This is a genomic window from Rossellomorea sp. GAMAL-10_SWC, assembly GCF_049568075.1.
GTDB lineage: Bacteria > Bacillota > Bacilli > Bacillales > Bacillaceae_G > Gottfriedia.
Genome location: NZ_CP144911.1, coordinates 3,933,311 through 3,959,057 on the forward strand (window position 1 = coordinate 3,933,311; position 25,747 = coordinate 3,959,057).

At 32.8% G+C, this 25,747-nt stretch carries 25 protein-coding genes and 1 riboswitch; of the genes, 9 read left to right on the top strand and 16 right to left on the bottom strand.

The features are described 5' to 3' along the window. The first annotated feature begins 392 nt into the window (after window positions 1-392). Entirely contained in the window at window positions 393-1,613 is a 1,221-nt protein-coding gene (locus tag V5E38_RS19095) for a helix-turn-helix domain-containing protein (protein ID WP_499211156.1), read from the top strand. A gap of 122 nt (window positions 1,614-1,735) precedes the next feature. On the opposite strand, the gene V5E38_RS19100 is transcribed toward V5E38_RS19095, so the two are convergent. The 6 genes from V5E38_RS19100 to V5E38_RS19125 all read right to left on the bottom strand — a co-directional run bounded on the left by V5E38_RS19100 (window position 1,736) and on the right by V5E38_RS19125 (window position 9,773). Beyond that, window positions 1,736-2,515 (bottom strand): M15 family metallopeptidase, encoded by a 780-nt coding sequence (locus V5E38_RS19100; protein WP_499213609.1) that lies wholly within the window; start codon window positions 2,513-2,515, stop codon window positions 1,736-1,738. Window positions 2,516-3,164: 649 nt separating this feature from the next. Next, the gene (locus tag V5E38_RS19105; RefSeq protein WP_499211157.1) at window positions 3,165-4,739 is read right to left on the bottom strand and encodes a nitroreductase family protein; all 1,575 of its coding nucleotides are present in this window, start codon (window positions 4,737-4,739) and stop codon (window positions 3,165-3,167) included. A gap of 25 nt (window positions 4,740-4,764) precedes the next feature. Continuing rightward, complete coding sequence (locus tag V5E38_RS19110; RefSeq protein ID WP_499211158.1) at window positions 4,765-6,708, bottom strand: YcaO-like family protein; 1,944 nt, start codon at window positions 6,706-6,708, stop codon at window positions 4,765-4,767. Further along, complete coding sequence (locus tag V5E38_RS19115; RefSeq protein ID WP_499211159.1) at window positions 6,705-8,648, bottom strand: putative thiazole-containing bacteriocin maturation protein; 1,944 nt, start codon at window positions 8,646-8,648, stop codon at window positions 6,705-6,707. Before V5E38_RS19115 ends, V5E38_RS19110 begins: the two co-directional genes overlap by 4 nt. Window positions 8,649-8,821: 173 nt before the next feature. Continuing rightward, window positions 8,822-9,049 (bottom strand): heterocycloanthracin/sonorensin family bacteriocin, encoded by a 228-nt coding sequence (locus V5E38_RS19120; protein ID WP_499211160.1) that lies wholly within the window; start codon window positions 9,047-9,049, stop codon window positions 8,822-8,824. A gap of 241 nt (window positions 9,050-9,290) precedes the next feature. Then, on the bottom strand, window positions 9,291-9,773 hold the full coding sequence (locus tag V5E38_RS19125; protein WP_499211161.1) for a hypothetical protein: 483 nt from the start codon (window positions 9,771-9,773) through the stop codon (window positions 9,291-9,293). Between the two features lie 385 nt (window positions 9,774-10,158). Between V5E38_RS19125 and V5E38_RS19130 the strand changes: the two genes are divergently transcribed. The 3 genes from V5E38_RS19130 to V5E38_RS19140 all read left to right on the top strand — a co-directional run bounded on the left by V5E38_RS19130 (window position 10,159) and on the right by V5E38_RS19140 (window position 13,059). After that, entirely contained in the window at window positions 10,159-11,592 is a 1,434-nt protein-coding gene (locus V5E38_RS19130) for a BglG family transcription antiterminator (RefSeq protein WP_499211162.1), read from the top strand. Window positions 11,593-11,626: 34 nt separating this feature from the next. Next, a complete protein-coding gene (locus tag V5E38_RS19135) occupies window positions 11,627-12,193 on the top strand; it encodes an HD-GYP domain-containing protein (protein ID WP_499211163.1) in 567 nt (188 codons plus the stop codon). 73 nt (window positions 12,194-12,266) lie between these two features. After that, a riboswitch (purine riboswitch) is annotated at window positions 12,267-12,368 on the top strand. Between the two features lie 103 nt (window positions 12,369-12,471). After that, window positions 12,472-13,059 carry a xanthine phosphoribosyltransferase gene (locus tag V5E38_RS19140; RefSeq protein WP_499211164.1) on the top strand — a complete coding sequence of 196 codons (588 nt, stop codon included), beginning with the start codon at window positions 12,472-12,474 and terminating at the stop codon, window positions 13,057-13,059. 59 nt (window positions 13,060-13,118) lie between these two features. On the opposite strand, the gene V5E38_RS19145 is transcribed toward V5E38_RS19140, so the two are convergent. The 4 genes from V5E38_RS19145 to V5E38_RS19160 all read right to left on the bottom strand — a co-directional run bounded on the left by V5E38_RS19145 (window position 13,119) and on the right by V5E38_RS19160 (window position 17,043). Then, window positions 13,119-14,129 (bottom strand): FecCD family ABC transporter permease, encoded by a 1,011-nt coding sequence (locus V5E38_RS19145; protein WP_499211165.1) that lies wholly within the window; start codon window positions 14,127-14,129, stop codon window positions 13,119-13,121. Beyond that, window positions 14,126-15,136 carry a FecCD family ABC transporter permease gene (locus V5E38_RS19150; protein WP_499211166.1) on the bottom strand — a complete coding sequence of 337 codons (1,011 nt, stop codon included), beginning with the start codon at window positions 15,134-15,136 and terminating at the stop codon, window positions 14,126-14,128. The genes V5E38_RS19145 and V5E38_RS19150 overlap by 4 nt, the downstream gene beginning before the upstream one ends. Before the next feature lie 190 nt (window positions 15,137-15,326). Next, window positions 15,327-16,247 (bottom strand): iron-hydroxamate ABC transporter substrate-binding protein, encoded by a 921-nt coding sequence (locus V5E38_RS19155; protein ID WP_499211167.1) that lies wholly within the window; start codon window positions 16,245-16,247, stop codon window positions 15,327-15,329. After that, window positions 16,198-17,043, bottom strand: coding sequence for an ABC transporter ATP-binding protein (locus V5E38_RS19160; protein WP_499211168.1), 846 nt, complete (start codon window positions 17,041-17,043; stop codon window positions 16,198-16,200). The genes V5E38_RS19155 and V5E38_RS19160 overlap by 50 nt, the downstream gene beginning before the upstream one ends. A 202-nt stretch (window positions 17,044-17,245) precedes the next feature. Here V5E38_RS19160 and V5E38_RS19165 point away from each other — a divergent pair, with 202 nt between their 5' ends. Further along, window positions 17,246-18,295, top strand: coding sequence for an NAD(P)/FAD-dependent oxidoreductase (locus V5E38_RS19165; protein ID WP_499211169.1), 1,050 nt, complete (start codon window positions 17,246-17,248; stop codon window positions 18,293-18,295). Window positions 18,296-18,418: 123 nt separating this feature from the next. Here V5E38_RS19165 and V5E38_RS19170 read toward each other — a convergent pair whose 3' ends face one another. Continuing rightward, the gene (locus tag V5E38_RS19170) at window positions 18,419-18,964 is read right to left on the bottom strand and encodes a hypothetical protein (protein ID WP_499211170.1); all 546 of its coding nucleotides are present in this window, start codon (window positions 18,962-18,964) and stop codon (window positions 18,419-18,421) included. A 306-nt stretch (window positions 18,965-19,270) separates the two neighbouring features. Between V5E38_RS19170 and V5E38_RS19175 the strand changes: the two genes are divergently transcribed. Continuing rightward, window positions 19,271-19,621, top strand: coding sequence for a hypothetical protein (locus V5E38_RS19175; RefSeq protein WP_499211171.1), 351 nt, complete (start codon window positions 19,271-19,273; stop codon window positions 19,619-19,621). A gap of 40 nt (window positions 19,622-19,661) precedes the next feature. Here V5E38_RS19175 and V5E38_RS19180 read toward each other — a convergent pair whose 3' ends face one another. Both V5E38_RS19180 and V5E38_RS19185 read right to left on the bottom strand, forming a co-directional pair. Next, complete coding sequence (locus V5E38_RS19180; RefSeq protein ID WP_499211172.1) at window positions 19,662-20,096, bottom strand: DUF488 domain-containing protein; 435 nt, start codon at window positions 20,094-20,096, stop codon at window positions 19,662-19,664. Between the two features lie 9 nt (window positions 20,097-20,105). Next, on the bottom strand, window positions 20,106-20,264 hold the full coding sequence (locus tag V5E38_RS19185; protein ID WP_499211173.1) for a hypothetical protein: 159 nt from the start codon (window positions 20,262-20,264) through the stop codon (window positions 20,106-20,108). Window positions 20,265-20,563: 299 nt separating this feature from the next. Here V5E38_RS19185 and V5E38_RS19190 point away from each other — a divergent pair, with 299 nt between their 5' ends. From V5E38_RS19190 to V5E38_RS19200, 3 genes are read left to right on the top strand one after another with little or no spacing between them, the layout of a single operon-like run. Continuing rightward, on the top strand, window positions 20,564-20,761 hold the full coding sequence (locus tag V5E38_RS19190; protein ID WP_429898515.1) for a helix-turn-helix transcriptional regulator: 198 nt from the start codon (window positions 20,564-20,566) through the stop codon (window positions 20,759-20,761). Between the two features lie 21 nt (window positions 20,762-20,782). Continuing rightward, window positions 20,783-21,223, top strand: coding sequence for a DUF6773 family protein (locus V5E38_RS19195; protein WP_499211174.1), 441 nt, complete (start codon window positions 20,783-20,785; stop codon window positions 21,221-21,223). Between the two features lie 20 nt (window positions 21,224-21,243). After that, complete coding sequence (locus V5E38_RS19200) at window positions 21,244-21,621, top strand: hypothetical protein (RefSeq protein WP_499211175.1); 378 nt, start codon at window positions 21,244-21,246, stop codon at window positions 21,619-21,621. Between the two features lie 158 nt (window positions 21,622-21,779). On the opposite strand, the gene V5E38_RS19205 is transcribed toward V5E38_RS19200, so the two are convergent. From V5E38_RS19205 to V5E38_RS19215, 3 genes are all read right to left on the bottom strand, one after another. After that, window positions 21,780-22,997, bottom strand: a complete 1,218-nt coding sequence (locus V5E38_RS19205) for an acyl-CoA dehydrogenase family protein (RefSeq protein ID WP_499211176.1) — start codon at window positions 22,995-22,997, stop codon at window positions 21,780-21,782. 13 nt (window positions 22,998-23,010) lie between these two features. Further along, a complete protein-coding gene (locus V5E38_RS19210) occupies window positions 23,011-24,195 on the bottom strand; it encodes a CaiB/BaiF CoA transferase family protein (protein ID WP_499211177.1) in 1,185 nt (394 codons plus the stop codon). A gap of 111 nt (window positions 24,196-24,306) precedes the next feature. Next, window positions 24,307-25,728: an NAD-dependent succinate-semialdehyde dehydrogenase gene (locus tag V5E38_RS19215; RefSeq protein WP_387330709.1), complete on the bottom strand. Its 1,422-nt coding sequence runs from the start codon at window positions 25,726-25,728 to the stop codon at window positions 24,307-24,309. Window positions 25,729-25,747 lie beyond the last annotated feature (19 nt).

Here is a 25,747-nt window from a genome sequence, read left to right on the forward strand (position 1 = left end):
AATTAAGTAAAAAATAGTTACTGCATGAAAAAATGATTAAATTAACTAACTCTAATTCATTCCTCCAATTAAAAAAATGATGTAAAATTAGAATTAGAATAATTAGACAAATCTAATAATTTAATTGTAATTTAGCTATTTTTCGTGGTAAATGGGGGTTATTTCAGTCCAAATTTTTATTTATAGTCCTTATTTCGACATTAATCATCATAATTAAATTTTCTTTTTAGAATTAAATCTCATATTTTACTAAATTTATTGATTTATAGATTGTGTTTGGAAAGAAAATCATTAAAATTCAATAGAAATTTTTATTATTAACTTGGGGGAATCGATGGTTTTCTACTGCTCAAACTATTAATAAAAAGGTTTATAAAAGGGAGAAATTTGTTATGTATGAGGGGAAAATCATAAAATATTATCGAGAAAAATCTCAGATGACACAAGAACAGTTAGGGAAAGGAATTTGTTCTAGTACACATATTAGTAAAATAGAAAGATCTCAAACAGAATATGCAAATGAAATTATTGCCCTACTATCGGTAAGACTTGGAATAAAAATCGAAAATGAGATTTTAAAATTAAAAAATATTAAGATGCGTATAAATAGTTGGCAGCAGTCTATTGTAATGCAACTATTTGACGAAATAGAAGAAATCAACTTAGAACTTAAGCAAGAAGAGTTAATTCAAATTTCAAATTATATCAATCAATATAAATTACTTCGCATCAGATATTTATTAATGAAGAATTTAATGAATGAAGCAAAAGAGCTCATTAATGAAATAAAAAAAATAAAGCACAAATTGTCGCCTTATGAAATAAATCTTTTTAGACATGTGCAAGGTATTTATCACTTAGCGAACCATGAACCATTACTTGCCATTCAGGTTTTAAAGAAAATTAATATTGAAGAATATGCAAATGAGGAATATTATTATCATTTAGCTTCTGCTTACCATTCTAACGATTTACCTGTTATGGCTTACTTTTATGCTGATAAAGCGCGTCAGTATTTCAAAAGTATTAATTCCTATCTTCGTGTAATCGACTCCGAAATGCTTATGCTAATACAAGTTAAAGATAATGAAGAATTTTCAGAGACGATTAAAGGATTTGAAAACTTAATCCAAAGCTGTGAAATTTGTAGATCATCAGACCGAAAAGCAAGAGTATATCATAATTTAGCCTTTGAATATTACCGAAGAAAAAATTATGAGTTAGCAAAAAAATATTATTTTGAGTCTATGAAATTGAAGGATTCTTATTCTATACCATATTTACTTTCCCTAGAAGGATATATACGAAGTTCCTATTATGGAGAACTATTACCTAAAGGACAATTATTACAGTATGTAAGTAAAGGGTTTGATATTGCTTCAAAAAAAAATGACAAACTATTCATCAATTTATTCATTTTATTAAACTTTTTAATCTTAGAAAAGGAACAAGAATATCACCAATATTTGGCGGAACATTCACTACCATTTTTTAAAAAACTAGGATTCGCTTATCTAATAAATCAATCGGAAAAAGAATTGTTCAATTATTATTTTAATCGGAAACAAACCCGTAAAGCACTAGGTATGGCAAATACTTTAATCAATCATTAGATAGTAAAAGGCATGTCTTTAGACTATTGACAAGCGCTTGCAGTCAGTCTGAAAATCTGTTTTTTTGTTGTCTATATAAAAAGGCATGTCTCATATTAATGGGACATGCCTTTTTGTTATTATTATTTTTTAGCTGGCATTGCTTCTTCAAGTGCAAGATGATTCGTGTATAAATAAGTAGCGTATTCTTTTCCAACGTATCGAATATGCCATGGTTCATAGTGATATTTTGTAATATCTACTTTATCTTCTGGATAACGAATAATAAAGCCGTATTCATGTGCATGCTCTGCTAACCATGTTCCTTCAGGCGTTTTGGCAAAACCTACTTCTAACGCATTTCCAAATGCCGGCGATGAAACATCTATCGCTAGTCCGGTTTGATGTTCACTCGTTCCTGGATATGCACTGTATGCCTTCGTCCATGCCTCACCGTGTACAGAAACATAATTATTGTATAAAGCAACTTGTCGATCATACGAACGGTATCCTGAAATTGCTGTTAATGTATAACCATCCGCAGTTGCACCTGCAAATAACTTCTCTAATGCATGTCCAGCTTCACTTCTCATTCTAGTTTTTTCTTTTACTGCCCCATTTAATGGTATGGATGGATAGATAAGATCGTTAGGTTCATAACCATCTGGTAACTTTCGATCTTTATTAACTAAGACTAAATTTGAATCACCGTTTAACACTTCTAATAATCCAGATTCATCTTCTTTTGTAGTTTTATAATAATCTGGAAAATTTAGTACAATGTCATTTTTAACCTTAGCATTCTTTTTAATAACAATCGTTTTAGGTTCTTTGTTTTGTTCATAAAGAGTACCTGCAACTCCAGCTACTAAAACTAAGGAAATTGCGATCCCTATAATTGGTTTCTTTCTACGATTTTTCATGGCTCTGGACAATTGTTTTCTCCTCCTATGATTTCTATACTTTTTATCATTTCTTAATTGTTTGTTGTCGTAAGTATTTGATAGATGTTTAATAAAGTTATTTTTATTCTAGTATCGTCACGAATTCTTTTAATCAAACTACTAATAATCAACGTTCAAGATTAAATAAAAGCTAAAAAGAAAAATAGTTAAATTTGCTTTACTAAAATTAGACGATTTAATTATACAAAAAGTTTTATAATCTGACATTTTTTTTAATTATATGTTATGTTAATAAATAGTATTTATAACAATTTTAATATTTTTTTAATATAATTTTATTGATAATCATTTTTCAGAATAATTTTCACCAAAAATGCTAATTCATTTAATATTCTATATGCTGGTGAATAAAATAAAAAACCTTCTTTTCGGAAGGTTTTTTTATATTTAAATAATAATTAAATTAATTTTACTATAAAATTTTAATTCAAAAGAACTATTCATTGTAATTTCTGTGACTTTTGTATGTCGAAAATATGTCGATTGAGTATTTAACCCACGCCACCATTGGGTTTGGTGGATTTCAATTTTATTCAGACGTTATAAACTGGAACAAAAAAACAAGAATACTCAGAAAGTATTCTTGTTTTTAGCTTTTTAAGATTTATTAACTATGCAAATTTCCTTTTAACCAAGGCCTATTCCGATAATGACCTATTGGAATTTGAATTAAACTTGTTTTTCCTATTTCGTCTAATTGGTATAGCTCATCACATAATTTTACATTATATCCAAGTAGTGGATGCCCCCCTAATCCTAATGCTGATGCGGCTATTAGTAAATGTTGAACCATTATGCCAGCTTCCATCTGTTGGATTCGATAGCCTCTATAACTATGTGTCGATTTTATATGTTCTATATTCCCTACTACATGTATACAAATTGGCACTTGGAATAAATTAACGGTAGGGGCACTCATTCCATATTGGAGTTGCATCCGATGATCGCCTAATTTAGTTTGTACTAGCGTATGAGTATGATCATCATAATAATAAGCACCATTGTTAATGCCTTCAACGTTATACAAACATAAATATAGTTTTGGCCGGTTATTATTATTTTTAAAGGAACCATCTAAATCATTTATATATGAGAAGGATGCTGTTGCTTCTTTAAGTAGTGTTGCTAGGTTTATTTGACTCATAGGGCGTAAAACAAAGCCAAGCTCAGGTGAAAATCGTTCTTTACATATAGTCGCTAAATCATAAGATAGACGCTCCACTTTAGGTAATATTATTCGATGTCGTCCATCTAAAGCATCAACAGCTGCATCAACTTTTCTAAATGTTTGTGTCGATTCGATCATCGATACTTTATTCAGTTTAATTAGCATTGGGAACTCTTTAATCTTTTTCGATTTTACTAAATATTTATGTGAAACTGTTTGTAACTCTTTAATTAGATCAATCGATTTGAAATTTTTACTCTTTACATTATCTTTTGAAATCAAGGTAGATTCTTCAATAGAGAGTGGAATGAGTCCGTATACACTTTCATCACGTCCATTTAAGCCGATTAAATGGTTGATCGCTTGATCTAGAAACTGGTAATATACTCCCGCTTTAAACCCAAAGCATTTAGCCATCTCTAAAATCTGTCCAATTAGCACACCGCAATCTAACCCTTGAAGGCGATATGAAAAATTATTGTATTTAAAGAAATTTTTCCAAAACATTGTCGAAATAAAAATAGTACCAAAACACTTTGGAAGATCACATCTATTTCCTAAAGCCCTTGATACATAAGAATCAAAATTTCCTTCTCTTAATAAGACTAAGCAATGTCTAGCAACATCATAATGATATATACCTGAAGAGACTTGATCAGACTTAAGATATAAATACAATTCATTTGGATACAATCCTCCACCAGAAGGGATGAATCTTCGGTTTGAAGACATCATATTAACCATTTCGTTGGAACCAGAAGTTATTGCTGTTTGAGCAACTTGTGCTAATCCATATACATACCATAGAAAGTAGCCTATTTCGTCTAAATTCGGCTCAATTGAGTCCCTTTTTTCTTTTAAGGATAATGGAACGTTAAGAGAAAGTGGAATAGTAGGTAAATCTTTATAAAGCTTATAAGTTAGTGGGGCATCCTCCCAATCTACTTCCCAATCCGATTGATTTGCCTTATCAATATCAAAATGAAGATTGTGTAGTAATGTTTGTAAACTCATCCAAAATAACCTCCTAGAACACCACCTATGGGAACGGGTGCGGATATGGATTGAGCTGCTCCGGCTTTAGCGGCTTCTTCGTATAGCCCAATTTAACTGGAACTTTTAACACTCGATCAAGTCCATTCAATCGTTTTAGATGATTGCCAAATGTCATAGGCAGCATCCCTGGAATTAAGACTTTTACACAAGATAATCCATTCCTTTTGATTTCAGGTGTCGTTTGATCGACTACAATCACATCAAGTTTTAATTGTTTAAATACTTGTAGAATATCCTTTAAATCATTCGTCAAATCCAGATGGTTTGTATTCCATTTAAATTCTTCCTCAAAAGTCTTTAATGGACGGTTATCATCTAGTAAAAACTTCAGACGCTCCTCTGCTTGAGGTAAACCATATAACATTCCATGATCATCCATTTGTTTAACGAGAGTATTGTCTAATAGCATTTTCATATTTTTAGCATAATTTTCTTCAAACTTTTTATCTAATGTTAACATCATCCCAGCTAACTCATGCACTGCGCTTTTAACCGCCCGAACAGGATCAAGATGAGCGCCTGCTGCACAAATGAGGTTTAAACCATGTTCTTTTCGGTTTTTTGCAATGGCAACAATACTCGGAATTCCATTCTCCATCGTCGAATTAAATAAATGAAGATCGTATCCGCCAACTAAACGCATGCGTTCAATCATTAAATCGAGTTCTTGATCCTTTGCCGATTTTGGATCAAGTCGAGGAAGAGGCAACTGAGCATACCAAGTCATTAAAAATGAATCCCGTTCAACAATTTCCAAAATACCGTAGAAAATAGCTTCTTCTAGACTTCCCCCTAGTGCACATCCATTGGAAGTTTCATACACATAACCGTGACCGCATCCTAGACTATAGTATGAAAGCAACTCCGGTACAAGAATCGGCTCTTCCTTCATAAATGAATAGCCCCATACCCAATCAATCTTCCGTTTAGGATTAAACTTCTTAAATGGAAAACGCGGCAGAGCATATTGCTCTTTCGAATGCGTGCCAACAATTTCGGGATTCATTGCATAATCTTTTACATTGTTATAACTATCATGTACTACCGTTTTTTTTCCTCGTGGAGTGAGGCCGCAATACCTTTCTAACCCTTCCAAAATGGCCGTTAATTCACTAGATTCATACGATAGTGTACGCCCTGCTGTTCCTTCATCCCCTTGGAGTAACGGTAGGTTTACGACTACATCTGCAAATGGCGTGGATAAATCATATGCCTTTCCATTTAAAAAACCTGTCTTTTGACCTAAATAGTCATTAACTAACACTTTCTTTAATTCATCCATTGAGCGACTACGATAACTAGTTGGAGAAACTTTCATACTAGGCTCAAGTGAAATAATCGCCGAATCAGAAGTATCATCTTCTAGTTCACCACAAATTGGACATAAAGGATTTGGTAAAAAAAAGTGATTTGAGCTCTTGAATGTTTTCATATTTAATAAAAAAATTCGTTCCTCTAGACGAGTTTCTTTCCCGTTCATAAATTTATCTACTTCTGCTGCAATTAAGTAAGCCATTTGTAAAAGTCCCGTTCTTGTACCCCATACATCATCCGATACTCCATCACCTTCTAATAACTGATGATCAATTTCTAGCATTTCCCTGCGCTCTCTACCAGCCATTAAACGTCTAAAATCGGCACACTTTATACATCCTTTTTGCCCTGGATGTACTAAAGGTCCGATTACTCCTTCTCCAAATGATATACAAGCACGAAGCCATGGAACGGTTCCTATCCTTAAAATTTCATCCGCTTTTTCATAAATCTTAGGGTTCCATGCATCATCCAAAATAAGTATTAAACTAGTATCCTCGGAAACCGGAGACTTTAAATCTTTCTGTTGAACGATTTTATATTTATTTAACAGAATTTCGGATGTGTACTTACTTAATAATCCCTCTCCAAAAATGGTAACCGTTGAATTCAAATCGAGCTCACCTCTCTTAACAAGACACCATAAACTCCCGCAAGTTCATCTACATTAATCGATTCAAGCATAAACTCCAATGTTAGTAACTCCATATTATTTCGTTTTAAGATATCGATAGCCGAAACTAATAGATCAGAATGTAAAGCTCGATTAGATTCGGGGATAATCATTTCAGATATTTGCTTTTCTTCCACTAAAACTAATGAACTCTGGATCGCTGTTGATGCAAGTAGTGGGGTTTTATTTTGCGATTCCTTAAGTACTTGTTTTAGTGCATCTTGTAAGGCAATTGTTCTATTTAAACCAACACTTCTATACCAGCCTTTTTCTGTACCAATCCAGACTACTGGAAATCCACAAACCTCTTTTCCTAATGCTATTTTTGGAGATTCATGTATTGTATTTAATGTTTGTAAATAAAATTGAGCACAATCATCTTCAATTTTTATCGCTTTAATTTCTTGAATATGATGTTGATTGCCCGTTTGTTTATTAAGCTCTTGGGACAAATATTTTTGTAGTGCTCTACAAATACTTTCTGAAAAAGTTTGACCAGTAGCAATTGCGATGTATTCCCCAGGTTCAATACACTCTACAACATCGGACTCTGAATTTATAATAAGTTGACTGGCTATTTGAGATACATACATTTCAACTCCAGTAAGCCCTGCCTCTCTTCGTGCTTCTTCATGAGTTAATTCAGTACAAATCGTACTTGTTAATAGTTTTACTGGACCTTCTGTAAGAGGATCTACTACTTGTATCCGACATTGAGCTAATGGAAGTTGATTTAGTTCGCCCTCACCCCAAACGTGAAATAATCCAGTTTCTTGCGAATTGAACTGACCTAAGTGAGTTAATAAATTACTTTGATCTCCACTAGGTTTGTTTTGCTCTAACTTTTCCTCAAAATTATGAACTATTTTAGCTTTCGCTTTTCCAGTCACTAGTGGATGAGGAGAGAATGTGTGCCAACTACCCTCTAGCGTCTCTTGGTTAATAATATAAACCTGATTATTTTTTTCTGTTTCGCGTGACTGTGTAATATCCTTAAATAGCTCAAACACCATAATATTTGCCAACATTGCCGATGTAATCAAAGACACTGGTTGGTTGATTCCTTCTTCACAGATTATGTTTTGATGTACGCTTCTCCACGCCGATTCGAAGCAAGCATCAGAATTTGAAGTCACTAGTGGTCCGGCCATACAGATCTTTTGCGAAGAAATTGCTGGGATAAACCTCTTCTTCTCTCTTTTACAAATCTCATTGAGCATTTTCAGCTCATAAACATGACCATCTTCTGATACGTATAAAATCGAATCAAAAGTAGAAACAATCTCTTGTAATGAAAGCTTCTTTCTCTTAATTAATTCAACTTCGACTTCATGATCTGTCTTCCGTGCGTTGTCTACAATTTCTTTTATTCGTTTTTTATCTGTATTCTCATTATTCGTTATTAAAAGATGGAATTTCGCTAACCCCGACTCTAATAATGCTGAAACTAGCGAAGTGACAATTGTTCCAGAACCAATTGCTAATATCTTGGATTGGCGATAGGTTTGAAAACGATATGAACCAGAATCTCCAAAACAATTTAAAAACTCAATTTGACTTGCATACTTTGTTAAAATATCTTTAGATAATTGATGTGGATGATCCTTACTTACATCCCGTGCAAAACCATTATTATATAAAATCTCACCTATTTCATATACTCTTTCTCGGTATTGGTCAGGCAAACCATTTGTTAAACTATCTAATGAGTGTTCACCGTTAAACATAGGAAGTAACTTTTCAATCCACTGGTTAACAGATGTACCTTCCATTCGAAATGAACTTAAGTTATTTCTAAAATAAACACCTCCATTCGAATCAGGTACAAAAAAAGTATCTCGATTAACCTTTAGACGTGCAGATGGATTCAATTTTGACATCCTTTTCAACCCCTTCGATACAGTGAGTTGTTCATTGAATTTCATAAATACTTTCTTCATAATCCTATGTATATTATGTATTCCTTATGTCATAACTTAACTTGATAGCCCCTACAAAGATCAGTAGGGGCTGATTGTCTAAATGGACAAATAGTTTTTATGAAACATTACAATTAACGGTGGCAGCGACCGCAGTGACCGCAGCCTCCACAACGGAAACAGCCTCCACAACCTCCGCAGCCTCCACAACCAAAACAACTAAAAAAAGGAAAGAAACATGCAAAGCCAAAGCACATACGAGCATCGTAATTTTGACCCTGATTATAATCCCATGGAACTACTTGACTAGCTTGAAATTGATCAACATTTAATTGTTGAAGCTCTCTTTGAAAATCATACATTTTTATAACCTCCGACATAAAATTTGAAAGCGAATAAAACATACCGTACTTAAATAAAATAAATACGATTCCCTAATTTGAATCTACTAAAACGCAGACTCTCAACAACAAAATATGTTGAGGACTTGGGCATTGTTACCGATTCACATGCCCAATTTATGAGCTGTTTGAAAGTACAAAAAAACCTCACATCAAAAGTGAGGTTTTTCGTACGTCTTTCATCATTAAGCTCGGTTATTCCTTAATCTTCATTAAGTTTAATGTTATTAAGTGGGGAATATGAATATACATTCTTTTTAATTCCTCTTTTAGTTATCCTGATTTCTTTTCCTAAAATTAATTGCGCTGCCTTTATTTTAAGTACTTTGAATAGTATGAGGTATAGTAATAATAGAAAATCAAAAATGAAAAGTAAGTCCCCTATCATAAAAAACGAGAATATTGTATTGGAGATTTCTTCTGTTTGATCAAGAGTAGTAATTACAAAAACTGCATATCTTTCATAAACAGTACAGATTAATAATATAGTTCCAACTACTATTGAAGTAAAACTATAACCAATAGATCGTTCTCTTTTATTGAATTCTAAAAAGATCGGAAGTAAATATAGCAAACCAACAATAAAAATACTAAATAATAATCCAAACAAAGTAATTCGGTTATGTAACATAGACTGAACTAGCAAAAGTTTTCCTAGGATAAAAAAAAGCAACACTATACCCATCATTTGCCTCCTCATTTCTCCATTTAGAGCAACACTCATGATCACATCCGTATACAATCACAAATTAAACGATTTCCTTTTCAAAATAAATTATAGCCTTGCTTATTAAAGTTTCAAATGCTCTTTTTTACCGTTTTGATAGGTAAAAACAGTTAATATATAAAGTTTCATAAAATGATATATGCCTTTCGCTATATAAAAGGAGATTGTCGATTAAAATATATTTATTACCGTTTTTAACGGTAAAAATAGTCATATCCTTATTCAGCATCTAAGTTTAAAATTATTTTGAAAACATTATCTTAACAACACTTTTTGTGATTGTTATCACAATAGCTTATTTATGTTAGTAAAAATATTATTTTAAATCAAAGTAGGAGATGAGATGGATAAGGCGAGTTTAAGAAGATTACACTTAATCGATATTTTAAGTAGTCAAGAAAAATGGTTCAAAACGGAGGAGCTTGCTAAAAATTTACATTGCACTGAGAAAACAATTCGAACTGATATACAAATTATCAATGCAACATTCCCAGAAGGATGGCATATTGAAACGATAAAAGGAAAAGGTATTTATATTAAAAATCCAATTAATTCCTCGCTTGATCAAGTTCGTTCACTTTTTGTTAAGAACTCTTTATCGCTTCAGGTAATCATGTTTATTCTAATAAAAGACATTGAACACATTAGTGATTTAGGAAAAGTCTTATATACGCATCACAATACGGTATATAAAATTCTCGAACGGGTAGACACCTTATTGAAGTCGTATAATTTAAGTTTGAAGCGTGCACCACTTGAAATTGTAGGTAATGAGTTTCAAAAAAGAATCTTATGCTGTGACGTATTATATGGTCTATATTCCCATACAAATAAATGGCCCTATGATTCACTATCGTTTTCTATTATAAAAAAAATAGTTACAAAGTCAGCTGAAAAAAATAATTTACTTTTATTTCCACCTACTATCTATAAATATATTTATTATGTTGGTACGATGCTTCAAAGAATCGATCGAGATATACAATTGGATTTAAATCCTTCTAACAATATTAAGGATTCAAAGTTTTTTTCAGTTGCAACTGATATATGCGTACAGCTAGAAAACATTTATAAAGTATCAATTCCATTAAATGAACTAAACGCTCTTTCTATAATGTTATCTGCATCCCCTTATTTTTCTAGCGATAATGAACCTCAAGATGAAATTATAAATAGCTACCATAACAAATCAGAAAAACAATATATAGAAATACACGAACTTGTTACGATGCTCGAAAAAAAGCTTAGTATAAAATTACATGATCATAATGATTTTATTCTCACTCTTCTAAAACAATTTAAAGCATTTTCCCTAGTTCTTTTTTTAAACGGTAGAATTGATCGATCTTGTCTCATTTCCGAATACGTTAAAAAGCGGTATCCGGAGTTATTTAATAAAGTAAAAACTGTATTTCGTAATTGGTGCAATTACTTTTCATATCCAGAAGTTAATAATGAAGTAATTGCTAAAATCACATTAAATATTCAAGCAATCATCATTAAATTATCATTAGTCAAAAAAAGGGTACTACTGTTAAGTAGTGAAGGTTATGGTGTAAGACAGTATATAACAACTAAACTAATAAAAGAATTCGGGGATAAAATACATTTTGTTGAACTCCAAAACGGCGAACTGAGGCCTGAAACAATTAGTAAATTACGTTTGGACTTTATCATTGCTGATTTTCAAATTGATATCGAAATTGTTCCAATTGCGGTAATTAGTTCTACTCTTTCACAGCGCGATATTAATCATATCGCCCATTTATTAAAATAAAGTTTATTTTGAATAAGAATTCAAAGGTGATTTTATGATAAAAGAAAGGTCAACATTCGTCACAAATGAGTTAGTTGAACTATTAAGGCAACTTGATCATGATACTTTTTTACACGGGATGCGTGTAGGTGAAATGTCTTATAAATTCAGTAGATATTTAGATCTCTCTTTGCATCAATCCAATCAATTACATTTGATTGGTTATGTACATGATATTGGTAAGCTTAAAATACCAAATTCAATCATTACAAAAAGAGGTCCTCTTACCGATTTCGAGTGGAATCTAATGAAGAATCACACAATTTATGGGTATGATTTATTAAAAAATTTCTCATATCATAATGATATTATAAATGCTGTACGCTATCATCACGAAAATATTGATGGGACTGGCTATGAAGGTTTATATAGTAACGAAATTGATTTTAATTCGAAAGTAATTAGAATAATTGATAGTTTTGATGCACTAACCCATGATCGTTCTTATAGAAAAAAATGTTCGATTGAACGATCGTTAAAAAAAATTCAAAAACAAAGTGGTACTGTTTATGACCAGGATTTAATAAAGGAATTCACTAAGTTTATTTGTAAACTGTATTAAGTAGTATTCAATAATGCTAATAATTTACACCTATTAATTGCTAGACCAGAATCTATTAACATGTTATAGTTTCATTAAAATTATAAATTTCACTCGTATAATAGTGAGGATATGGCTCACAAGTTTCTACCGGTTAACCGTAAATTTACCGACTATGAGTGGTAACACATCTGACATTTTAGCTCTAGTGAATCAAAGACTCAAAATGTGTTACTTCACTCATTTTATACAGTGAAGTACATGTTTTGAGTTTTTTGTTTAGATTAAGGGGGATCATTATGGAATTATTACTAAAAAAAATACAACAAGAAGGGATCGTTTTAGCAAATGATGTATTAAAAGTGGATGCTTTCTTAAATCATCAAATGGATCCTGTTTTAATGAAAGAAATTGGAGAAGAATTTGCGCGTTTATTTTCTGAAGAAAAAATAACTAAGGTAGTTACTATAGAATCTTCAGGTATCGGACCTGGGCTAATGACAGCACTTGCTTTAAATGTCCCTCTAGTTTTTGCACGTAAGAAAAAGTCAATCACAATGCAGCAAGATGTTTTTACTGCCAAAGTATATTCATTTACAAAAAAAGAAGAAAATGAAATTTCAATTTCTCATAAATGGTTAGACGAAGGCGATAAAGTTTTAATAATAGACGACTTCTTAGCAAACGGACAGGCAGCTCTTGGATTACTTTCAGTCATGGAACAAGCGAAAGCAGAAACAGTTGGCTTTGGAATCGTAATTGAAAAATCATTCCAAGATGGCGGAAAGATTCTGCGTGATCGTGGTTATCGAGTTGAATCTCTTGCTCGTATTCAATCTTTAAAAGACGGACAAATTAAATATTACAATGAAGAATTAACTGTTTAAAAATAAAAAAAGACATTGTTTGAACGATTTGTGTTGTTCACAATGTCTTTTTCTCTTGATTAAGCCTTTTTTAGGATTAAATATACAAAGTAAGGTCCACCGATTAAGGCTACTATAATCCCAGCTGGTATTCCTTCTGGATCGACTAAGTTTCTTCCGATTGTGTCGGCAACTATTAGTAATAATCCACCAATTAAAATTGCGATGGGTATAAATAATTGATTTCTTGGGCCAACTAAACTCTTAGCAATATGTGGTGCCATTAATCCGATAAACGCAATTCCTCCCGTTACTGAAACAGCAGATGCTGCTAATGCAACTGCTGCTAACATTAAAACAATTCTTTCCTTTTCTAATGAGACCCCTACCCCGATTGCAACAGGATCATTTAAATTAAGAAGGTTTAATGTGTTTGCTTTATATAAAGTAAACGGAATTAATACAATTAGCCAAGGTAAGAATGCCCAAATAAACGGCCAATCTGTCCCCCATATATTACCTGCTAACCATTTTGCAATAAAATCTACTTTAACACGTTCCGCAGATGAAATTAATACAATCATGATTCCTGAAAGAGCCATCGAGAAACCAATACCTACTAAAACTAGTCTTATAGGTTGTAAACCCGAATTTTTCTTATAAGAAAATAAGTAAATAATAATTGCTGTAAAAACAGCACCACAAAATCCAACGATTGGGATTAAATAAACAAACGATCCTGCTTCAATTGGAAAGTATAAAAAGAATACTGTAATAGCTACACCTGCGCCAGCATTAAAACCTAGTATTCCAGGCTCAGCCATATCATTTCGAGTTACCCCTTGCAAAATTGCACCAGATAATGCAAGTGCCATTCCTGCCATTAAAGTTATAATCATTCTAGGTAATCGAATTGAAAAGATGACAAACTCTTCTTTAAATGTACCATCCCCTAAAAATGTTGGAAGTAATCTACTATATGGTATTGATGAAAATCCCATTCCCATTCCGATAAACATTGTTAAGAGAATAAGTATAAAAAGTATCAATAGAATTAATCTTTGTTTTCTAATAATAGCAGGCTGTATCATGAAAATTCTTTGCCTCCTTTATGTACGATAAATAGAAAGAAAGGAAGGCCAATCATTGCAACAATCGCTGCAACAGGTGTTTCATAAGGTATATTAATTGTTCGCCCAAGTGTATCTGCCAACAGTAAGAAAGTAGCACCAAAAATAGCAGACATCGGTATAATAAATCGGTAATCAGTTCCGACGAATCCACGTACCATATGCGGTACCATTAAACCAAGAAATGCCATATTTCCTACTAGAGCAACTGCCGCTCCAGCCAGTAAAACGATTACTACAAATAAGATTGCTTTGATTCTTGGGATATTTTGACCTAGACCTACAGCAATCTCTTCATTTAAACTAAGTATTGTTAATTGACGTGCCAAGAAAATTGCTACTAGAATACCGACTACAATAAAAGGCGTAATCGTTTTTACTTGCCCCCATGAAGTACCAACTAATCCACCTGAAGTCCACATTGAAATATTTTGAGATATTTTAAAGTAAATCCCTACACCTTCAGAAATAGCAGTTAAAAAACCTGTAACAGCCGCCCCTGCTAAAACAATACGAAATGGAGAGAAGCCACCTTTCTTCACTGTAGCAATACCAAAAACGATTAGTGAACCGACCGCTGCACCAATAAAACAAGCTATCATAATCCCAAAATAATTTACTTTTGGTAGGAAAGCCATTGTTATTGCTAAAGCTGCATTTGCTCCTGCCGTTAACCCAAGCAAACCCGGATCTGCAAGTGGATTTCTTGTCATCCCTTGCATGATAGCACCTGCCACCGCAAGAGCTGCCCCTACAAATATTGCCGCCACCTCTCGAGGTAACCGTAACTCTCTAATAATAGAAATCTGTTGATTATTCATGTTTGTAAAAATCGCATTCCATACATCCCCAATAGTTGTATCCGCTGCGCCGAAAACAATCGCTATTACAAACATAACTATAAAAATGATAATCCCAAATATAAATTTAAAAAAGAATGAAACTGAACCTTTGTTTTGTTGTGTCATTAGCCACTCATCTTCTCTTTATAGAATGTCTTCAGACTGCCCGCCAAACGCTCGCTTTCTGCAGTGCTCATTACCGACTAGGGTAGCTTCGCGCTTCAAAAGACAATGTTTTCAATCAGTCTGCAATAAATTTTTTGGACAATGTCTAAATATAAGAGTAGGAATAATAGAATTCCTACTCTTATTTTTGTTAGTTACCTAAAAATTGCTTTTTAAAGAATTCTAATTGCATGTCTAAAGTATCTGGATCATTGAAGTAGAATTCACTTCCATTTACTTCGAAAACGTGCTTATTCTTTACTGCTGGTGTATTTTTGTAAGTATCTGTTTTTTCTACAGAAGTATCAGTTTGATCAAATTTACTGAAGATTACATAGTCACCCATAAATTCAGGAAGTACTTCTAAAGAGATTGCATAATATCCTGGTTTCAATGCATTTTCTTCAACTTTTTTAGGCATATTTAATTTCATCTCTTGGAAAAGAATTTCTGTTCCACGACCCCAGTTGTTACCATATACATAAAGCTGCTTGTCAAATTTTTCAATTACAGAAACTGTTGCATCTTGACCAATTTTAGCTTTAATCTCTTCTCCTGCCTTTTGTGCACGGGCTTTAAAATCATCTACCCATGCTTGCGCTTCTTTTTCTTTGTTTAATAATTTACCAATTTCAATATGTTGAGTTAAGTAATCTACTTTGCCGTAAGTATAAACTACAGTAGGTGCGATTTTCTTTAATTTATCAAGGTTTTTAACATTATCTAAACCAATGATTAAATCTGGATTTAATTCAATAATTTTTTCAATATTATCATCTGAAACTACTTCAACATTTTTTAATTTCTCAGCCCAGCGCGGATTAGACTTAGACCAAGAATCAACACCGACGATGTTAACTCCTAAAGACATTACATTTCCTGCAAACGATGATAGCACCACTACACGTTTAGGATTTGCTGGGACTTTAACTGGACCATTTTGAGATTGATATGTAATAGTTCCAGACTTTTTTGGTACATTCTTTGAGCCTTCTGTACTTGATGCTCCTTTACTGCATGCACTAATAATTAGCACGAATATTAAAAGAAATGGTATTAGGGCTTTCTTCATTTTTCTCTTCTCCCTTAAGTAAGTTGTATGTAATGCACATTGGTTTATTTGTTCTTGGATCTCTTCCAATTACTGTATCAATTGAAAAAACTTTTTTTAGAACTTCATGTGTAATAACTTCTTCGCAAGAACCTGCTTTTACGATTTCCCCATCTTTCAGTGCGATGATATAATCTGCAAATCGAGCTGCTTGATTTAGGTCATGTAAAACCATTACAATCGTACGTTCTTGCTCCTGATTCAGCGTTTGTAACAACTCCAAAATTTCGAGCTGATGAGCTAAATCTAAATATGTAGTAGGCTCATCAAGGAAAATGATTTCAGTTTCTTGCGCTAACGCCATTGCGATCCAAACTCGTTGACGTTGACCTCCTGAAAGTGAATCAACCGACTTGTACTTATATTCCTTTGTACCTGTAACCTCAAGTGCCCAGTCAATTACTTCAATATCTTTTTTAGTTAATCTGCCAAACCCACTTTGATATGGGAATCGACCATAAGACACTAGTTCACCTACTGTTAAACCACTTGCACTCTCTGGTGTTTGAGGTAGAATCGCCATTTTTTTAGCTAGTAATTTAGTATTCTCTGAAGCAATGTTTTCTCCATCTAAAATAATCGTTCCGGATTGATGAGAGATTATTCTTGTAATCGCCTTCAAAAGAGTCGACTTACCGCATCCATTTGAACCAATGATTGTTGTAATTTGTTTATCCGGAATTTTTATATTAAGGTCTTTTACAATCAAACGATCACCATAACCAATGGTCAGTTCATTAGTAAATAACCGAACCATAAACGGACCTCCATTCATTTAATATTCAAACCGTTAATGATAATGATAATTATTATCAATCAATGTTACTAGGTAAATATAAGTCTATTTACTGATATTGTCAATATTATTTTTTAGTGGAATCATTGAAAAATTCTCAAAAATGGTTTATATTTTATTGAGAATGATAATCAATGACAGAATATTCTGGAGTGAGACGGAAATGAATATAATTGATCTATATGATGTAACAGTAATCGGGGGAGGTCCTGCTGGACTATACTCTGCTTTTTATAGTGGTTTAAGAGAAATGAAAACAAAAATAATAGAATTTCAATCTGAATTAGGTGGGAAAGTTCATTGTTATCCTGAGAAGATGATTTGGGATGTTGGAGGACAGCCACCAATTCCTGGTGAAAAATTCATCGGCCAAATCGTTCAGCAAGGTTTAACGTTTGATCCTACAGTTGTATTAAATGAAAAAGTCGACACGATCACTCGTGATGATAATGGCATTTTTATTTTACATACTTCTTCAGGTCAAAAGCATTATTCTAAAACAATTATTGTTGCAGTTGGCAGTGGAATATTAAACCCAACAAAGCTTAAAATAGATGGTGCAGAAAGATTTGAAGTTTCAAATTTAAACTATACAGTAAAATCACTTAAACATTTTAAAGACAAAACTGTAATCGTTTCCGGTGGTGGTAATTCTGCGATTGATTGGGCTAATGAATTAGAGACGGTTGCTAAGAAAGTTTATTTAACTTACCGAAAAGATGCTCTAAAAGGTCATGAAGCTCAAGTCTCTCAATTAATGAATAGTTCAGTAGACTGTCTTTTCAATACATCAATTACGAAATTAATTGCTTGTGAAAATCATGAAGAAATAGAAAAAGTTGAATTAACAAATAACGAAACTGGTGAAGTATCTCATTTGGCAATTGATGAAGTAATCATAAACCACGGTTATGAACAAGATACTTCTTTATTAAATAACAGTGAAATAAAAGTAGAAATGATTCAAGATTTCTATATTAAAGGGAATACAACGAGTGAAACTTCGATTGAAGGGATTTATGCAGCTGGAGATATTTTAATGCATGAAGGAAAGTTACAACTAATTGCTGGAGCATTTCAGGATGCCGCTAATGCCGTTAATAAAGCGAAACAATATATTCAACCAGATGCTAATGGATCAGCAATGGTTTCATCTCATAATGAAGTATTCAAACAACGAAATCGTGATTTAATTAAACAGATGATGAACTAATTTCAATAAATTTTCACTTGGCTAATAACAAAAAAAACGAATTCCATGTGAATTCGTTTTTTATTTCTTAAGCGTTAGACTTTAATTCCTTCTTTTAGTATAAACTCTTCTATTTTTTCTTTCTCATTTCCACACCGTCATATATTTTTTTCGATATTTTGGATCCTCTTCAGTTTCAATCAATTCCAAAGCCTTTTGTTTAATCTCTTCATTCTTAACCGCATCATAAAGGTTTCTCATACATTGAATGATATCGTAACGAATCAATGTATGGTTCTTTTCTTCATTGCAATTTAAATAACGATTTTCTAAATGATTAAGGACGATTGCTCTTTGTTCTGGACCAGCTAATCCTACTCTCCATATTGATTGTAAGGTATGTCTTGCGGTAACAAATTTTGGATCATATGTAACTTGCCAAATTGAATGAAAATCATTTAGCATTCTTTTCTCTGGATCACTAATGGCTAAATTTGAGAGAAATTGTGCCGCTCTTGACCTTTTGTGATTTCCTTTATGCGTAAGCTCTGATTTTAATCGATCCCATACTTCATACGACCAATCTACTTTTTCTTTTGTAACGGAAATAATATAGTCAAAGGCTTCGTATTGCAAATTCTTGTCATTTGATTCAAGGTTTTCAAAATAAGTTTGTACTTGTTGATCCATTTTACGTACCTCTCCTGAGAATAGTAAATAAATTCTTTTATCTAGATGATATCATTCCCTAGCATTCACTTGCTATGAAAAAAAATTATCTTATCGTTCAATTTTTTTTCGATTTTTATAATACTAAGCCTACTTATTCCAGTCAATATACCATAAAATCGTTGATTATCTATTTAATTAAACGTTTGTTTAGTTTTAAAATAAATGGTTTCGGTAAAAAGTACACCTATGTATTAATAATGAAATTAAAATATAAATGAACGATATGCAGTCCCTGGTCGTATAAGAAGTAAGGAGGGATTTTTAATGAAAACAATTTTATTTGAGGAAGATAAATTAATCATTTCACTTTCTAGTCTTGAAACAATTTTAGGATTAAGACATACAATCGAAGTACCATATGGTGATATTAAGGATGTTACGATAGAGGATCTCCATCAATTTCTGTGGAAAATTTATGGTACTCAAATAGGTGCAAATAAATATGGCTATTTTAAAAAGGACGGCGTCAACTATTTTGTTGCTACAAGTACTAACAAGGGTAATTTAGTATTAACTTTAAACAATCATAAATATGATAAAGTCATTTTAGAAATGGATCATGTTGACGATGTTTTCCAGCAGATTCAAAATACTTTGCGTACTTATATTAAATAAATTAAATTAGACTGTCTTTTTACAGACAGTCTTTTCGATTTTATAAATGAATAATTTCAAAACGATTATCAAATTCTCTTAAATATTCTACGACTAGTTTGCGATGACAATGATGTGGTTTTTCTTCGCTACACATAAAACACGGAACGCCGTTACTTATAAAGTCGTTTATTTTTGTTTCGATTTTACGATTTTGTATTAAGCTCAAAAAGTCTTTTTCAAAATCATTCCACGAGACTTCCTTTTTCTTAATTGCTTTCAGTAATTCTTCCGTTGGAGCTAAATCTGTGTCATGTGTGTATTGAATATTTAATAAATCCATTACAAAATGAAGGTCATCTTTTTTTGCATATCCTGCTAGTTGTGATGTGTTATGTAATCGGGTATCAATTAGATGAGTTATGTTATTTTGTTGTAGCATTGTTGAGAATGTTCTTAAAGATTTTTTAGAAAATCCGATTGTTGTTATTTTCATTTTGGCTAACTACTCCTTTAATTTGAATTGTGGTAGGTAATCAATATTTGTTTGTTGCTTAAAAAAAGGATGTTCGTTGATTTCCACTCTAGGATATTCACTTTCCATCTTGATTGATTGTCTAGTCGCATTCGTCCATTTATGTCCTGAGGCTTCGCGCATTTTCATAAGAGTCAAGCATCCTTATGTTCCATCTTTTCTTTTTCTATAGTTGATTCAAAGTTAATTTAAACCAAAAATATTTTCAGATAATTCAAACTTTAATTAAAAACAATACTCTAATTGTTACCGATTGTCAATTTTAATCATCTAACCTTTCCATAAACAAAGTTCGAGGTTATGAAATGAGAAATTAATCCAGAATTTTATAAGTAATGTTTTTTGTAATATATATTTGACACATTCTATAAATGTAATATATATTTTACATAAAGTAATATATATTTTACTTCACCAGGAGGAAAACAGTGGACGGATCTAAAGTGAAACTCGCTCGCGTTGAAAAAGAACTAACACAGCAAGCTCTAGCAGAATTGGTTGGTGTAACACGTCAAACCATTAACCTTATTGAAAAAGGGAAGTATAATCCAACAATTAAATTATGTGTAGAGTTAGCCAAATCTTTGGGAAAAACGCTAGATGAACTCTTTTGGGAAGAGGATTAAAATACTAGGAGGGAAATGTAAATGTTGTTTAAAAAGCAAGTGATGGACGAGAGAATTATTCTAGAACGCTATAAAATTTTAGGAATTGCTGGAGCGGTTTTTTCAATCGGAATACTATTTGATATCCTTTATAAGGTTTTATTTTTAAAAGCAGCAATTCAATCTTTCATGGTAGAACTGATTATATTTTTGCTAGCTGGAACCATTTATTTAATTTTGGGAATTTGGAAGAGCGTATTATTTCAAATGAACAATAAATCAGATAAAGTGATTTTCAAATTTAAAGCGTTTTGGTCAAGTTTACTATTAGGACTATTATTTCTAGTCTCTGATTTATTTACCAAGGATAATTTTGTGATCGCAAAAAATCATTTAGGATTGACTTTATTAGCATTTATTTCGATTGTTCTGATTTCCTGGTTTATTGATGTATTTTTAATGAAGCTTGCAAATAGAGAGTAATAGAAAAGGAGATGGATTAAATGATGATCGAAAGCAAATATATTGATAAGGTTAAATTAGATTTGGTTGATAACGAAGAATTACAATTAATCGTTGAAGGAAGAACTGTCCCTTCCAGCCCCACATTGAAACTTTTACCGGAAATCTCCTGGTTAACAAAAGAAAATATGCAAGTTATTTTTGTCCTTACCTCTCAGAGAATCATAGTTTATAAAATTCATCTCAACCAATCACTTTCTTTCGCCTTAGACATAAATAAGTCTGCTATAAAATCAGTTACAGAATCGAGTGGACCTCTAAACAAGGGAATTATAGTAACCCTTGATACACAAAAAATTTATAAATTTCTATTTAAAAAGGAACGAATTAAGGAAATAATACATTATTTATCGGAATAATTCGGGATATACTTCTAATCATAAATTGCGAGTATTCAGTTTTTTATAAAAGAAAAGGATAGAAAAACCTGCTGCTTCTCTATCCTTTATTAACTTAATATTTAAAGGTCACAATAACAGTTTCGTAGGTCTATATATTAGAGTATCTCAATAATTTTTTATGACTTCACTGCCTCAACTGTAACTTCTTCAAATGGCCAAGCTGGAAGCATTTTTCTTAACACTTTATCTTCTCTATAACCAAGGTCATATTCAGCTTGCATAATTGTGTGAATTTCTCTTGTTCCTTCGTAAATAACAGGTGCTTTTGAGTTTCTTAAATAGCGTTCTACTGGGAATTCGTTTGAGAATCCGTATGCACCGTGAATTTGAACTGCATCATTTGCTGCTTCATTTGCGGCATTACAAGAGATCCATTTTGCTAGAGACGTTTCTCTAGTGTTACGTTTTCCATTATTTTTTAACCAACCAGCCTTATAAACTAATAGACGTGAGATTTCAAGGTTTGATGACATTTTCGCGATCATTTGTTGTACTAATTGATGTTTTCCAATTTCTTTTCCAAATGTTTTTCGCTCATTACAGTATTTTACGCTTGCTTCAAGTGATGCTTGAATTAATCCACAAGCACCAGCTGCAACTGTGAATCGTCCGTTATCAAGCGCAGACATTGCAATTTTAAACCCTTCACCTTCGAAACCTAGTAAGTTTTCAGCCGGGACTCTTACATCATCTAAAAATACTTCACCAGTATTCCCTGCTCTAATACCCATTTTTCCTTTGATCGCTTTTGTGGAAACGCCTTCAAAAGTCCGTTCTACGATAAAGCAAGAAATTCCATGGTGCTTTAAGTCATGATTTGTTTTCGCAAAAATTAAGAAATGGTCCGCTACATCACATAAAGAAATCCATGTTTTTGATCCGTTTATGATGTAACTATCTCCATCTTTTACAGCTGTTGTTGCCATTGCTACTACATCTGATCCTGCATTTGGCTCTGTTAATCCAAACGCACCAATTTTCTTACCTTGCGCTTGAGGAACAAGAAACTTTTTCTTTTGTTCTTCAGTTCCCCATTGTAGTAATGTCATACTATTTAAACCAGTATGTACTGAAACAGCAGTACGGAAAGCAGTGTCTCCTCGCTCTAATTCCTCACATACAATCGCTAATGTGTTATAATCCATTCCTACTCCACCGTATTGTTCTGGAATACATACTCCCATTAGTTGTAAATCTGCAAGTCGTTTTAGAATATTCGCTTCAAAATGTCCTTTTTCATCCCATTCTTTTATAAATGGGATAATTTCTCTGTCTACAAATGACCTGACTACTTTCCTTACACTAATTTGTTCCTCAGATAATGAAAAATCCATTTTTATTTCCTCCTTAAATTGTTTTATTTCGTTTCATATCTTCTATTTCAATTCGAGAATACCCTAGTTTAGTTACTATTTCTTCTGTATGCTCACCATGTAAAGGCGGGTGTCTTAATACTTCAATTGGTGTTTTTGATAATTTTAACGGTGATCCGACTAATTTTAGATCCTTTATATAAGGATGGTTTACTTCCAACACCATTTCTCTCGATTTAGCTTGTTCAGACTGTAGGGCTTCACTCACATTATTTATTGGGCCATTTGGAATCCCTATTTGATCTAATAATTGTTTCCACTCATTTTTACTTTTCAACTTCAACTTATTTTGAATTAATTGCTCTATTTGTTTTCTATGCTGTAAACGGCCCGTATTTGTCTCAAATTTTTCATCCATTAAGTCTGGTTCATCAATTAGTAATGTAAACCTTTTAAATTGTTCATCATTACCTACCGCAACGACTAATTCACCGTCACTTGCAGTAAAGACTTGATATGGAACGATATTTGGGTGTTGATTTCCCATTCGTTCAGGTACAATTCTACTACATAAATAATTACTAGCTACATTTACTAAAGCAGCTAGCTGAGAGTCAAACAATGAAATATCGATTTCCTGACCTTCTCCTGTACGATCTCGATTCTGAAGTGAAGCAAGAATCCCAATACATGTAAATAGACCAGTTAAAACATCCGAAATGGCTACACCTACTTTTGTTGGCTCTGCCTCTTTCTCTCCAGTAATGCTCATTAATCCAGACATCGCTTGGATGATATAATCATATCCTGGTAAACTTGAATTCGGTCCTTCACTACCAAACCCACTAATGGACGCTAGTATTATGTCTTCCTTTATTTTTTTCAAATCCTCATACCCAAAACCTAGCTTTGTCATTGTTCCAGGTTTGAAATTTTGAACAACTACATCTGCCTCTGAAACTAGCTTTTTTAAAATTTCTTTACCTTGCTCACTTTTTAAGTTTAGTGTTATGCCTTTTTTATTGCGGTTTGCACATAAATAATAAGCGCTTTCACCTTCAACGAAAGGTGGCCCCCATCCCCTAGTTTCATCGCCATTATTTATACTTTCTACTTTTATAATCTCTGCTCCTAAATCCCCAAGGATCATCGTACAAAAGGGTCCGGCTAGTACTCTTGTTAAATCAATGATTTTTATTCCATGTAATGCACCTGGCAATTTTTCCACCTCTATTAATCTAGTTAATAAGCCAGTAAAACGATCAATCACAATAGTTGAATTGAATGTTTAACTGGCTTACAACTGCGCTTTGTATTAACAGTAGATTTATTAAATGTCTAACCCAATTGAAATATATTTAACTTCTAAAAATTCTTCAATTCCAAAATGACCGCCTTCTCTCCCAAGACCACTCTCTTTATAACCGCCAAATGGAACTTGTACAGCAGAAGGTGTACCATCGTTTAGTCCAATAATTCCGTACTCAAGTGCTTCTGTAACACGGAACGAACGACTTAAGTTTTCCGTATAAACATATGCAGCAAGACCGTAATTTGAATTATTTGCTCTCTCAATTACTTCTTGTTCAGTTTTAAAAGTAGTAATTGGTGCAAGTGGACCAAATATTTCTTCCTTCATACATGCCATTTCATCCGTAATACCCGTTAAAATAGTTGGTGCATAATAATATCCATTTTCCTCTGAAGGTTTATTCCCACTATATACGATTTTTCCACCATTATTAGTAGCATCTTCAACTAGCGTTTTTACCTTTTCTAAAGCTGCATCATCAATTAGTGGACCAACGTCAATTCCTTCTTCTAAACCGTTACCCACTTTTAATTTTTCTAGCTCTTTTGTAAATAACGCTGTAAATTCTTCAGCTACACTTTCCTGTACATAAATACGATTTGTACAAATACAAGTTTGACCCGCATTGCGGAATTTTGACTGAACTAAGCCAACCGCTGCTTTTGATAAATTAGCATCATCCATGACAATAAATGGTGCATTTCCACCAAGCTCTAGTGAAACCTTTTTAACATTCTCTGCTGCTCCTACCATTAGCTTTTTGCCAACTTCAGTAGAGCCAGTGAATGTAATCTTTGTTACTCTTGGATCTTTTAGCCATACATCGCCAATTTCAGAAGACTTACCAGTAACGACATTAATTACACCTTTTGGAATTCCCGCTTCATGAGCAAGCTCCGCAAGTTTTAATGCTGTTAAAGGTGTTTGAGTAGCCGGCTTAATAACCGTTGTACAACCAGCTGCAAGTGCAGGAGCAACTTTTCTTGTAATCATAGCTGCCGGGAAATTCCAAGGAGTAATTGCTGCTACAACTCCTACAGGTTCTTTCCTAATTAGAATTCGTTTATTAGGTTGTGATGCAGGAATTGTTTCTCCATATACACGTTTACCTTCTTCTGCATACCAAGAAATAAAACCATTTGCATAAACAGTTTCACCTAATGCTTCTTTTAATGGTTTACCTTGCTCAATTGTCATTAATTTAGCAATTTCTTCTTTCTTTTCGTCAATCAGACGATACCAATTCATTAATAAATGGTATCTTTCTTCTGCTGTCTTTTTCGACCAAGTTTTAAATGCTGTATGAGCAGCATCAACAGCTAATTTTGCTTCATATGTACCACCCGTTGGAATTGCACCTACAACTGCACCAGTTGCAGGATTTGTAACCTTCGTATAATATTCATGATCGTTCCCAACCCAAGTACCATCTATATACATTGGGTAGACTTCATATTTC